The sequence below is a fragment of the Streptomyces sp. NPDC016677 genome (assembly GCF_055562815.1).
The window spans coordinates 67,947-79,711 of record NZ_JBVHEO010000023.1; the positions used below are offsets into that span (position 1 = coordinate 67,947).

Sequence of the window (11,765 nt, forward strand, 5' to 3'; positions counted from 1 at the left end):
CGGTTGTGGTGCGGGTGGGGGAGTCCGCACTCGTCCCCGGTGCGCGCACGTCCCCGCGTCCACCCGGCGCGACCGCGCCGACCGTGGTCCGGGCGGCAGGGAAGGGGCAGGCGGTGTTCGTCGGCGAGGCCGTCGGGAGAGGGCCGGCAGGTCCGCCGGGACCCGGTGCCGCGGCGGCTGCTCCGCTCCGGCACGTCCGGAAACGGCCGACGGCCGCGTACCCGGCACGCCGCCCGCGTCAGGCGCCGCTCTCGCCGCCGGCCGGCCCCGGACCGCCGTCCCCGCCGGGCCGGGAAGCCCCGTCCCCCGCCCCCGTCAGCAGCGAAAAGTACGCCCCGAAGGACTCCGTGAGGCTCGCCAGCAGTGCCCCGCCCTTCTGCGCCGAACCCAGTGAAGGGCGGCCGATGACACCGGAGTCCGTATAGGCGGCCATACCGAGGGAGAGCAGATGACGCCGGTCGTCCGCGACGAAGTCGGCGGTCTCGTAACCGGGCCGTACGTACTCCGGATGGGCGTGCAGCAGCACGGACGTCTCGATCTCCCCGGCGTGCATGTCGGTGAGCAGCGAGGTCGCCACGCCCGCCCGCAGCCGCGCCGTCTCCCAGTCCTCCGGGGCCGGGAACAGCGCCATCCGCTCACCGCGCGCCGTGGCCTCCTGGACGACGTTGCCCAGGACGTAGTTCCCGCCGTGCCCGTTGACCACCACCAGGGCCTCCACGCCCGACCGGCGCAGCGACGCCGCGATGTCCCGCACCACCGCGTGCAGGGTCACCGCGGAGATGCTGACGGTCCCGGGCCACGCCGCGTGCTCGTGCGAGCAGGAGACCGTCACCGGCGGCAGCACGTGCACGGGGTACGCGGCGCCCAGTTCCCCGGCGACGGCACAGGCCACCAGTGTGTCGGTGGCCAGCGGCAGATACCGCCCGTGCTGCTCGTAGCTGCCCACCGGCAGTACCGCCACCTGCCGCGCGACACCGGCCCCCCGGGCCCGCACGTCCTGCGTGGTGTCCGCCGGTATCCCTGAACCACCCATCTCCGCAAGGCCCTTCGTCTCAGCTCGTGAAACTGTTGAGGAACCCGGGAATGATGACAGAACCGCATGGCGTACCAGGCGAGAAGACCGCGCACCGGCGCACGGACGTGGAACGCGTGACGGCCGTCCCACTGCCCACGGTGTACGGGGACTTCCGCGCCGTCGGCTACCTCGACCACCAGCGCGGCGACGAGCAAGTGGCCCTGGTGCACGGGGACATCGGCACCGAGAACGTCCTCACCCGGCTGCACTCGGAGTGCCTCACCGGCGACGCCTTCGGCTCCCGGCACTGCGAGTGCGGCGACCAGCTCGCCGCCGCGCTGCGCGCCGTGGCCGCCGAGGGCGCCGGCGTCGTCGTCTACCTGCGCGGGCACGAGGGCCGCGGCATCGGCCTGCTCGCCAAGCTGCGCGCGATGGCCCTCCAGGCGCAGGGCCTGGACACGGTGGAGGCCAACCTCGCGCTGGGACTCCCGGTGGACGCCCGGGACTACGGGGCCGCCGCCCGCATCCTCGACGACCTGGGCGTCCGCTCGGTCCGCCTGATGTCCAACAACCCCCGCAAACAGGAGGCGTTGACCCGGCACGGCATCCGGGTCGCCGAACAGGTGCCGCTGCTGATACCCCCGTGCGAGAGCAACATCACCTATCTGCGGACCAAACGGGAGCGCCTGGACCACCACCTGCCCCACCTGGACGCCGCGGCCCCGGTGCCGGTCGGTCCGTGAGCGCCTCGCGCACCAGCCGCTTCAGGTCCCGGAACACCGTGTGCGAGGACCTCGGCCGCACCTGGGTCAGGAACTGCACCGTCAGGTCCTGGCCCGGGTCCACCCAGAACGTCGTCGTCGCCACCCCGCTCCAGCCGTACGTGCCGGGCCCGGAGGGTGCCTCGGTGCGGGCGGGATCGGTCACCACCGACACGCCCAGGCCGAAGCCGACGCCGTCGTTGCCGGGGCTGTCGTGGGCCGGGCGGCTGCCGAAGGCGCGCAGATCGGCGCCGCCGGGGAGGTGGTTGCGGGTCATCAGGTCCACGGTGCCGGGAGCGAGCAGCCGTACGCCGTCCACCTCGCCGCGGCGCCGCAGCAGTTCGCTGAAGCGGTGGACGTCGTACGCGGAGGCCACCAGGCCGCCGCTGCCGGACAGGAACCGGGGCCGGCCCCGCAGCGGCAGCCCGGGGACGGGTTCGATGCCGCCGCCGTCCCGCTCGCCGTACAGCTCGGCCAGCCGGGTCGCCTGTGCGTCGGTGACCTCGAAGCCGGCGTCCGGCATGCCGAGCGGGCCGAAGATCCGCTCGGCGCAGAAGACGTCCAGCGGCCGGCCGCTCACCACCTCCACCAGCCGCCCCAGGACGTTGCTGGCGACGGAGTAGTTCCACTGGGTGCCCGGTTCGAACTGGAGCGGCAGGCTCGCGTACAGGTCGACCGTCTCGGCCAGGTCCGCGCCGGGCAGCACCGAGGACTCCAGTCCCGCCGCCCGGTACAGGGCGTCCACGGGGTGGGCGTGGTAGAAGGCGAAGGTCAGGCCCGCGGTGTGGGTCATCAGGTGCCGGACCAGGACGGGGCCGGCGGCCGGGCGGGTGGTGACGTCGGGCGCCTCGCCGCTCACGTACACCCGCGGCTCGGCGAACGCCGGCAGGTGGCGGGCCACCGGCTCGTCCAGCGACAGCCGGCCCTCCTCCACCAGCATCAGCGCGGCGACCGAGGTGACCGGCTTGGTCATGGAGTAGATCCGGAACAGCGTGTCGGCCTCGACGGGCAGCCCGGCCGCCACGTCCCGCCGGCCGTACGCCGTGAGGTGGGCGACGCGTCCGCCGCGGGCGACGGCCACCAGGAAGCCCGGCAGCCGGCCCGCGTCCACCTCCCGGGCGAAGTGCGCGTCCAGCCGCTCCAGCGCGCTCCTGTCCAGCCCGGCCTCGTCCGGGTCGGTCTCCTGCCGCAGCCGTGCCATCGTCGTCCTCCCGTCGTGCTCGTCACTCGCCGAGGTGCGTCCGGTCTACCCGCCCCGGACCGCCTCAGACCTCGGGGCCGTCGGGAACCCCGGGGAACACACCGCGCGGCCGGCCTGTTCACCCATGCATGACCGATGACGACGACGCCACGCGGGACGCGCTGCTGAAGCTGTTCGCCGAGGGACACGCCGGAGTGCTGGTCACCCTCAAACGGGACGGGCGGCCCCAGCTGTCCAACGTCAGCCACGCCTACGACCCCGCCGAGCGCACGATCCGCGTGTCGGTCACCGACGACCGGGCCAAGACCCGCAACCTGCGCCGGGACCCCCGCGCCTCCTACCACGTGACCACCGGTGACCGGTGGGCCTACGCGGTCGCCGAGGGCACCGCCGAGCTGACCCCGGTCGCCGCCGGCCCGCACGACGACACGGTCGAGGAACTCGTCCGCCTCTACCGCGACGTCCTGGGCGAACACCCGGACTGGGACGACTACCGCGCCGCGATGGTCCGCGACCGGCGGCTGGTGGTACGGCTGCGGGTGGAGCGGGTGTACGGCGTGCCGCGCCGGGACTGACCGACCGGCCGTGTGAAAAGAGACCAGACGGACCGGGCGGAGGCGCCCGGTCCGTGGCCGGGCGGCCCGTTCAGGCCGTGACCGTCTCCGGCCGGGCCGGCTCCTCGGCCGCCCGCTCGCCCAGCCGCTCCGTCGGGACCTGGTGGGTCTCCCGGGCCGTGAGCGCCGCGATGACCGGCGGGACGCACAGCGCCGCCGTGAACAGGGCCACCGCCGACCAGTCGTCCCCGTCCGGACCGGCGATCCGCGCCGCGAACGTCACCGCGAACCCGGCCACCGCGAACCCGATCTGGGTACCGATCGCCACGCCCGACAGCCGGACCCGGGTCGCGAACATCTCGCCGTAGAAGGCCGGCCACACGCCGTTCGCGGCGCTGTAGACCACCCCGAAGCAGAGGATGCCGGTCAGGAACGTGAACGCGTAGGAACCGGTCGAGATCGCCCACAGGTACAGGAACATCGTCACCGCGCTGCCCGCCGCGCCGACCAGGTACACCGGCCGCCGGCCGATCCGGTCGGACAGCGTCGCCCACAGCGGGATCGCGGCGAGCGCGACGACGTTGGCCAGGGCGCCCACCCACAGCATGGCGGTACGGGACATCCCGACCGAGTCACTGGTGGCGTACGCCAGTGCCCACACCGTGAAGATCGTGCTGACGGAGGCGATCAGCGCGCCCCCGATCACCCGCAGCACATCCGCCCAGTGCTCACGCACCAGCACCACCAGCGGCAGCTTGACGACGCCCTCGGAGGCGGTCTGCCGCTCGAACGCCGGGGTCTCGTCCAGGTTGCGGCGGATGAACCAGCCGACGACGGCGACCGCGACGCTCAGCCAGAACGGCACCCGCCAGCCCCAGGACAGCAGGTGCTCCTCGGGCAGCGCGGCGACGGGGATGAAGACCAGGGTGGCGAGCAGCTGCCCGCCCTGGGTGCCGCTGAGGGTGAAGCTGGTGAAGAAGCCGCGACGCGTGGCGGGCGCGTGTTCCAGCGTCATGGAGTTGGCGCTGGCCTGCTCTCCGGCCGCCGATATGCCCTGCAGGACGCGGCACAGGACCAGCAGCACCGGGGCGAGCGTGCCGACCTGCTCACGGGTGGGCAGACAGCCGATGAGGAAGGTCGACAGGCCCATCAGCACCAGCGTGAACACCATGATCTTCTTGCGGCCCATGCGGTCGCCGACGTGTCCGAGGAAGAACGCGCCGACCGGGCGGGCGGCGTACGCGACCCCGAAGGTGGCCAGCGACAGCAGGGTGGCCGTCGCCGGGTCCGACTCGTCGAAGAAGATCTCCGGGAAGATCAGCGCGGCGGCGCTGCCGTAGATGAAGAAGTCGTAGTACTCCAGGGCGCTGCCGATCCAGGCGGCGGTCGCGGCCTTCTTCGGCTGCCCCGGCGGGGCCTCGGGGGCGGGAGTGGGGACGGACACGGAGGCTCCTTCGGCATCGTCGCCTAATTAACCCACTGGGTAGTTACCAGGGGTCGGGTTGGGATGTTGCGCCCAGGTGTCCCCGGTGTCAAGAGGCGATGACCGGGAGGGTCCGGCCCGTTCAGTCCGCCGCCCGCTCCGCCGTCAGGTAGGCGATCACCATGTCGCCGAGCATGGCCCGGTAGTGCTCCCGCTGCTCGGGAGCGACCAGGTCACGGCCGAACAGGGCGCCGAAGGTGGCCCGGTTGGCGACCCGGAAGAAGCAGAAGGAGCTGATCATCGCGTGCAGGTCGACCGCGTCCACGTCCGCCGTGAACAGACCCGACTCCTGCCCCGCCGCGAGGATGCGGCGGATCACGTCCAGCGCCGGCGAACCGATCCTGCCCAGCCGCTCGGAGGCGGCGATGTGCTCGGCGCCGTGGATGTTCTCGATGCTCACCAGGCGGATGAAGTCCGGGTGCCGCTCATGGTGGTCGAAGGTGACCTCGGCAAGGCGGCGGATGGCGGCGACCGGGTCCAGGTGCTCGACGTCGAGCTGCTGCTCGGCCTCCCGGATCACGCCGTACGCCCGCTCCAGGACGGCTGTGAACAGCTGTTCCTTGCCGCCGAAGTAGTAGTAGATCATCCGCTTGGTGGTGCGGGTGCGGGCGGCGATCTCGTCGACGCGGGCCCCGTCGTACCCGGCTCGGGCGAACTCCCGGGTGGCGACGTCGAGGATCTCGGCCCGGGTGCGGGCGGCGTCGCGGATGCGCCCGTTGGCTCGTGCCGGTTCGTCGACGCTGGTCATCGGGTGTTCCTTCGGCCGGGGCGTGGATCGGTGCCGTGATTGTAGAAGGTCGGGTCTTCCCCGTGCCGGGCCTTGCTGGTATGACTAACGTACTGGTTCGTACATTAGGTGGAGGTCCCTGTGGCCAAGGACTCGTATCTCGTCGGACTGATCGGTTCCGGCATCGGCCCCTCGCTCACCCCGGCCCTGCACGAGCGGGAGGCCGGCCGGCAGGGCCTGCGCTACCTGTACCGGCTGATCGACATCGACGTCCTCGGCGCCCCGCCCGAGAAGGTGGGCGACCTGCTGCGGGCCGCCCGCGACCTGGGCTTCGACGGGCTGAACATCACCCACCCGTGCAAACAGCTCGTCATCGGCCACCTCGACGCGCTCGCCCCGCGGGCTCAGGCGCTCGGCGCGGTCAACACCGTCGTCTTCGCGGACGACGGCCGGGCCGTCGGCCACAACACCGACGTCACCGGCTTCGCCGCCTCCTTCGCCCGGGGCCTGCCCGACGCACCGCTGGAGCGGATCGTGCAGCTCGGCGCGGGCGGGGCGGGCGCCGCCGTCGCCCACGCCACGCTCACCCTGGGCGCCGGACGGGTCACCGTCGTCGACGCGCTGCCCGAGCGGGCCGCCGCCCTCGCCGACTCCCTGAACCGGCACTTCGGCACCGGCCGCGCCCACCACGCCACCCCGGACGACCTCCCCGGCCTGCTGGCCCGCGCCGACGGCATCGTCCACGCCACCCCCACCGGCATGGCCGCCCACCCCGGCCTCCCGCTGCCCGCCGCGCTGCTCCGCCGGGACCTGTGGGTGGCCGAGGTCGTCTACCGGCCGCTGGAGACCGAGCTGCTGCGCACCGCCCGCGCGCTCGGCTGCGCCACCCTCGACGGCGGCGGCATGGCGGTCTTCCAGGCGGTGGACGCGTTCCGGCTGTTCACCGGACGGGAACCCGACAGCACGGCCATGCTCGCCGACCTCCGGGAACTGGCCGGCGCCGTCGCCACGCCCCGATAGCCACCGGGAAGAGGCAGACAGGCAGAACAGGAAGAACAGGAAGAGGTACCGACGTGCGGACGTCCATCGCCACCGTCTCCCTCAGCGGCTCCCTCACCGAGAAGCTGACCGCCGCCTCCCTGGCCGGGTTCGACGGCGTGGAGATCTTCGAGAACGACCTGCTGGCCAGCCCCCTCACCCCGGAGGAGATCCGCGCCCGCTGCGCCGACCTCGGCCTCCGCATCGACCTCTACCAGCCGATGCGGGACCTGGAGGCGCTGCCCGAGGAGGAGTTCGCCCGGAGCCTGCGGCGCGCCCGGCACAAGTTCGCGCTGATGCGCAGGCTCGGCGCCGACACCGTCCTGGTCTGCTCCAGCGTCCGCCCGGACGCCGTCGACGACGACGCCCTCGCCGCCGAGCAGCTCGCCCGGGTCGCCTCGCTCGCCGCGGACCACGGCATCCGCGTCGCCTACGAGGCGCTCGCCTGGGGCCGGCACATCAGCACCTACGACCACGCCTGGCGCGTCGTCGAGGCCGCCGACCACCCCGCGCTCGGCACCTGCCTGGACAGCTTCCACATCCTCTCCCGGCACAGCGAGCCGGAGGCCCTCGACGGCATCGCGGACATCCCCGGCGAGAAGATCTTCTTCCTCCAGCTCGCGGACGCGCCCCGGCTCGCCATGGACGTCCTCCAGTGGAGCCGCCACCACCGCTGCTTCCCGGGCCAGGGCGGCTTCGATGTCGCGGGCCTGGTCCGGCGCGTCCTGCGCACCGGCTACGACGGCCCGCTCTCCCTGGAGGTCTTCAACGACGTCTTCCGCCAGTCCGAGGCCGCCCCGACCGCCGTGGACGCCCAGCGCTCCCTGCGCCTGCTCCAGGAGGAGGTCGGCACCGCGTCGCCGCCCCCGCCCGTCGTCCCCACCGGCGTCGCCTTCGCCGAACTGGTCACGCCGGACGACCGGCCGGTCACCGCGCTCCTCGGCGCCCTCGGCTTCACCCGCGTCGCCCGGCACCGCGGCAAGCCCGTCGCCCTGTGGCAGCGGGGCGAGGCCCGCGTCCTGGTCAACACCGGCCCGGCCGAGCGCCGCGACGGCACCCGGCTCGCCGCCGTCGGCCTGACCACCCCCGATCCCGCCGGGGCGGCCCGCCGCGCCGAGGCCATGCTGGCCCCGGTCCTGCCGCGCCGCCGCGCTCCCGAGGACGCGCCGCTGGACGCGGTCGCCGCCCCCGACGGCACGGAACTGTTCCTCTGCGCCGCTCCCGGCGCCGACGGCCCCGACTGGCGCACCGACTTCGCGGACGACACCCCGGCGCCCGAGGCCGACGAGGCGTGCCGCATCGACCACCTCGCCCTGACCCAGCCCTGGCACCACTTCGACGAGGCGGCGCTCTTCCACCGCGGCGTCCTCGGACTGAGCCCGCAGCAGAGCGTGGACGTCGCCGACCCCTACGGGCTGCTCCGCAGCCGTGCCGTCAGCAGCGCCGACGGCGCCGTCCGCATCGTGCTGACGGTGGGCGCCGCCCCCACCGACGACACCGCGCACGCCCAGCACATCGCGCTCGCCACCGACGACGTGGTCGCGGCGGCCCGCCGCTTCCGCGCGGCCGGCGGCCGGCTGCTGCCCGTCCCGGCCAACTACTACGACGACCTGGCGGCCCGCCACGAGTTCGCCGACGGCGAGCTGGAGACGTACCGCGAACTCGGCATCCTCTACGACCGGGACGCCCACGGTGTCTTCCGGCACTGCTACACGCGCACGGTGGGCCGGGTCTTCTTCGAACTCCTCCAGCGCGACGGCGGCTACCGCGGCTACGGCGCCCCCAACGCGGCCGTGCGCCTGGCCGCGCAGCACACCGCCCAGCCGGTCACTGGCGGCTGACGGCGCGGGTCACGCCCGCGATCACCGTCGAGGCGAGGATCCAGCCCATGAGGACGAGGACGTAGGCGAGCCACTGGTACCCGCCGCGCGGGGCGAACGCCGTCTCCTGCCCGAAGGAGATGATCGGCAGCAGCAGGTCGAGCGTGTAGAACACCGGGCTGAACTCCGGGGACTCGGACGGCTTCAGCGCCTCGGGGCGGTGCAGTCCGTAGGTCAGGGAGCCGACGGCCAGCAGGGACAGCAGCCAGGCGCCGGCCCGCAGCGGGCGGAAGCCGTAGCCGACGGCGACGTCCTGGAGGTGGCCCCAGAGGCGGCCGTACCAGCGCAGGGTGCGGCGGTGCCGGCGCAGCTTGGCCAGTTGCACGAGCCGGGCCGCGTCGTCGTCGCCGATGCGCCGGTAGGCGGCCGTCAACTGCTCGTAGGAGTGCGGGACGTAACCGTCGCCGTCGCGCTCCAGCATGGGCAGGTGGCGCGCCGCCGGGTGGTGCGGGACGAGCGTCGTGTAGGTGAGGTCGCTGAGGTACACCTCGTCCGGCACCATCGCCGGGTCGAGGCGGAGGCTGTCCAGCCGGGCGCGGCGCAGCCGGAGCGCGCCCTCGACGCGCTCGCCGTCGAACAGCCACAGCTCCCCGATGACCGCACTGGTGATCTGCAGCGCGGTGCCGCCGGGCCGGGACAGGCTCGTCCCGGACAGGTCGAGGGCTCCGGCGACGCGGGCGCCCCGGAAGTCCATGCGGCCCCGGGTGCGCAGACAGGTGGCCGACACACTCGCCCCGACGACGAGGTACGGCGCCTCCAGGACGGTTTCGCCGGGGGCGTCCAGTACGGCCTCACGGAGGTTGACCGTGCCGGCGACCGACGCGCCGGTGAGCCGGACCGTTCCGCGCGTGCGCAGTCCGGGCGCCCACAGATCGGCGCCGACGGTGGCCTGGTTCAGCTGGAGCACCGGCCCCTCGGCGTCCGGCACGTCGATCCGCGCGCTCTCCAGGTACAGGCTCCCGGCGATCTCCGCCCCGGCCAGCCGCACCATGCCGTGGAACCGGGCGCGGGTCATCCGCAGCACGCCGTCCACCCGCACCGCGTGCGAGACCAGCCCGGGCAGTACGGACTCGCTGAGGTTCAGCTCGCGCAGCCGGCCGCCGTAGAAGCGGGGCGTCTCCTCGAAGTGGCAGTGCCGCAGCCGCACCGGGTGGTCGACGGTCGCGTACTGGAGGTCGAGGATCCCGGTGATCCGCGCGCCCGCGAGGGAGAGCGCGGGAACCTCGCCGTTCTCCCGGGGGCCGTCGAGCAGCAGCGCGCGCAGCACACCGGCGCGTACGGTCCGCTCCGCACCCCAGGCGCCGCCGCCGTCGGGATCGTCGTCGGGGTCGGTGCGGAAGTCGACGTGCTCGCCCCGGGCGAAGGCCCGCCACACCCGCGCCTCGGCCGGCGTCAGATCGTTGATCTCCATCAGCGGGGACTCTGACGCGACGGCCGGGGCCTGTCAACCAGACCCCGGCCGCCGGGAGTTCACGACCGGGTGTTCCACTCCGCGAGCACGGGGTGCCCGTGCTCGGTGGACAGCCGGCTCAGGGTCGCCGTCGCCAGTTGGAACAGCCGGCCCTCGGACGCCGGCAGCCCGAGCCGGCGCGCGGTCACCACCCGCAGGAAGTGACCGTGCGCCACCAGCACCACATCGCCCTCGGCGAGCGCCGGCTCCACCCGGGACAGCAGCCGGTCGGCCCGCAGGCCGACCTGCTCCGGCGACTCGCCCGGACTCTCCGCGCCGGGCGGCACCCCGTCGGTCCACAGGTCCCAGTCGGGCCGGGCCCGGTGGATGTCGCGGGTGGTGACGCCCTCGTAGCCGCCGTAGTCCCACTCGCGCAGGTCGGCGTCGGTCTCCGCGCCCACCAGGCCGGCCAGTTCCGCGGTGCGCACGGCCCGGCCGAGGGGACTGGTCAGCACCAGGGCGAACGGCCGCCCGGACAGCAGCGGGGCCAGGGACTTGGCCTGCTCCTCACCGCGCGGGGTGAGGGGCAGGTCGGTGTGGCTGGTGTGCTGTCCGGAACGGCTCCACTCGGTCTCGCCGTGGCGGACGAGCAGCAGATCTCCCACGCCGGGCTACTTCGAGGACTCGACGGCGTGGCCGCCGAACTGGTTGCGCAGCGCGGCGATCATCTTCATCTGCGGCGAGTCGTCCTGCCGGGAGGCGAACCGGGCGAACAGCGACGCGGTGATCGCGGGCAGCGGCACGGCGTTGTCGATGGCCGCCTCGACGGTCCACCGGCCCTCGCCGGAGTCGGCGGCCCGGCCGCGCAGCTGCTCCAGGTGCGGGTCGTCGTCGAGGGCGTTGACGGCGAGGTCGAGCAGCCAGGAGCGGATGACGGTGCCCTCCTGCCAGGAGCGGAAGACCTCGCGGACGTTGTCCACGGAGTCGACCTTCTCCAGCAACTCCCAGCCCTCGGCGTACGCCTGCATCATGGCGTACTCGATGCCGTTGTGGACCATCTTCGCGAAGTGCCCGGCGCCGACCTTGCCCGCGTGGACGTAGCCGTAGGGGCCCTCCGGCTTGAGCGCGTCGAAGATGGGCCTGAGGTGCTCGACGCACTCCTTCTCGCCGCCGACCATCAGCGCGTAGCCGTTCTTCAGGCCCCACACGCCGCCGGAGACACCGGCGTCGACGAAGCCGATGCCGCGCTTGGCGAGTTCCTCGGCGTGCTTCTCGTCGTCCGTCCAGCGGGAGTTGCCGCCGTCGATGACGATGTCGCGGGGCTTGAGGATGCCGGAGAGCTGGTCGATGACGGCCTGGGTGGGACCGCCGGCCGGGACCATCACCCACACCGCGCGCGGCGCTTCGAGCCGGTCGACCAGGTCGACCAGGCTGTCGACATCGGAGAGTTCGGGGTTGGTGTCGTAGCCGACGACGGTGTGGCCGGCGTTGCGCAGACGCTCGCGCATGTTGCCGCCCATCTTGCCGAGACCGATGAGACCGATCTGCATGTCAGTGCACTTCCTTCAGTTCGCGGTAGGCGGCCACCAGGGCCTGGGTGGACGGGTCGAGGCCGGGGACGTCCGCGCCCTCGGTGAGGGCGGGTTCGACGCGCTTGGCGAGGACCTTGCCGAGTTCGACGCCCCACTGGTCGAAGGAGTCGATGTTCCACACGGC

General features: G+C 73.4%; 12 protein-coding genes. 4 read left to right on the forward strand and 8 right to left on the reverse strand.

What is annotated here, in order from left to right; genetic code table 11:
* Positions 1-238 precede the first annotated feature (238 nt).
* Entirely contained in the window at positions 239-1,033 is a 795-nt protein-coding gene (locus ACZ3IG_RS34500; RefSeq protein ID WP_467437088.1) for a creatininase family protein, read from the reverse strand.
* A 53-nt stretch (positions 1,034-1,086) separates the two neighbouring features.
* Here ACZ3IG_RS34500 and ribA point away from each other — a divergent pair, with 53 nt between their 5' ends.
* On the forward strand, positions 1,087-1,758 hold the full coding sequence (gene ribA, locus ACZ3IG_RS34505; protein WP_467437089.1) for a GTP cyclohydrolase II: 672 nt from the start codon (positions 1,087-1,089) through the stop codon (positions 1,756-1,758).
* Here ribA and ACZ3IG_RS34510 read toward each other — a convergent pair.
* Positions 1,673-2,977, reverse strand: a complete 1,305-nt coding sequence (locus ACZ3IG_RS34510; protein ID WP_467437090.1) for a serine hydrolase domain-containing protein — start codon at positions 2,975-2,977, stop codon at positions 1,673-1,675. The two genes, ribA and ACZ3IG_RS34510, sit on opposite strands and share 86 nt — an antisense overlap.
* Positions 2,978-3,105: 128 nt before the next feature.
* On the opposite strand from ACZ3IG_RS34510, the gene ACZ3IG_RS34515 reads away from it, so the two are divergent.
* The gene (locus tag ACZ3IG_RS34515) at positions 3,106-3,552 is read left to right on the forward strand and encodes a PPOX class F420-dependent oxidoreductase (protein WP_467437092.1); all 447 of its coding nucleotides are present in this window, start codon (positions 3,106-3,108) and stop codon (positions 3,550-3,552) included.
* Positions 3,553-3,622: 70 nt separating this feature from the next.
* Here the strand turns inward: ACZ3IG_RS34515 and ACZ3IG_RS34520 are convergent, their stop codons facing one another.
* Both ACZ3IG_RS34520 and ACZ3IG_RS34525 read right to left on the reverse strand, forming a co-directional pair.
* Complete coding sequence (locus tag ACZ3IG_RS34520) at positions 3,623-4,975, reverse strand: MFS transporter (protein WP_467437093.1); 1,353 nt, start codon at positions 4,973-4,975, stop codon at positions 3,623-3,625.
* A 121-nt stretch (positions 4,976-5,096) separates the two neighbouring features.
* The gene (locus ACZ3IG_RS34525) at positions 5,097-5,762 is read right to left on the reverse strand and encodes a TetR/AcrR family transcriptional regulator (protein ID WP_467437095.1); all 666 of its coding nucleotides are present in this window, start codon (positions 5,760-5,762) and stop codon (positions 5,097-5,099) included.
* Positions 5,763-5,882: 120 nt separating this feature from the next.
* Between ACZ3IG_RS34525 and ACZ3IG_RS34530 the strand changes: the two genes are divergently transcribed.
* Positions 5,883-6,761 carry a shikimate dehydrogenase gene (locus ACZ3IG_RS34530; protein WP_467437096.1) on the forward strand — a complete coding sequence of 293 codons (879 nt, stop codon included), beginning with the start codon at positions 5,883-5,885 and terminating at the stop codon, positions 6,759-6,761.
* A 53-nt stretch (positions 6,762-6,814) separates the two neighbouring features.
* Positions 6,815-8,620, forward strand: a complete 1,806-nt coding sequence (locus ACZ3IG_RS34535) for a bifunctional sugar phosphate isomerase/epimerase/4-hydroxyphenylpyruvate dioxygenase family protein (protein WP_467437097.1) — start codon at positions 6,815-6,817, stop codon at positions 8,618-8,620.
* On the opposite strand, the gene ACZ3IG_RS34540 is transcribed toward ACZ3IG_RS34535, so the two are convergent.
* From ACZ3IG_RS34540 to ACZ3IG_RS34555, 4 genes are all read right to left on the reverse strand, one after another.
* Positions 8,607-10,070: a membrane-associated oxidoreductase gene (locus tag ACZ3IG_RS34540; RefSeq protein WP_467437099.1), complete on the reverse strand. Its 1,464-nt coding sequence runs from the start codon at positions 10,068-10,070 to the stop codon at positions 8,607-8,609. The two genes, ACZ3IG_RS34535 and ACZ3IG_RS34540, sit on opposite strands and share 14 nt — an antisense overlap.
* 59 nt (positions 10,071-10,129) lie before the next feature.
* Complete coding sequence (locus ACZ3IG_RS34545; protein WP_467437100.1) at positions 10,130-10,714, reverse strand: histidine phosphatase family protein; 585 nt, start codon at positions 10,712-10,714, stop codon at positions 10,130-10,132.
* Between the two features lie 6 nt (positions 10,715-10,720).
* Positions 10,721-11,599, reverse strand: a complete 879-nt coding sequence (gnd, locus tag ACZ3IG_RS34550) for a phosphogluconate dehydrogenase (NAD(+)-dependent, decarboxylating) (RefSeq protein WP_467437101.1) — start codon at positions 11,597-11,599, stop codon at positions 10,721-10,723.
* 1 nt (position 11,600) lies between these two features.
* The coding region (locus ACZ3IG_RS34555) for a hypothetical protein (protein WP_467437112.1) at positions 11,601-11,765 on the reverse strand (165 nt) is incomplete at its 5' end.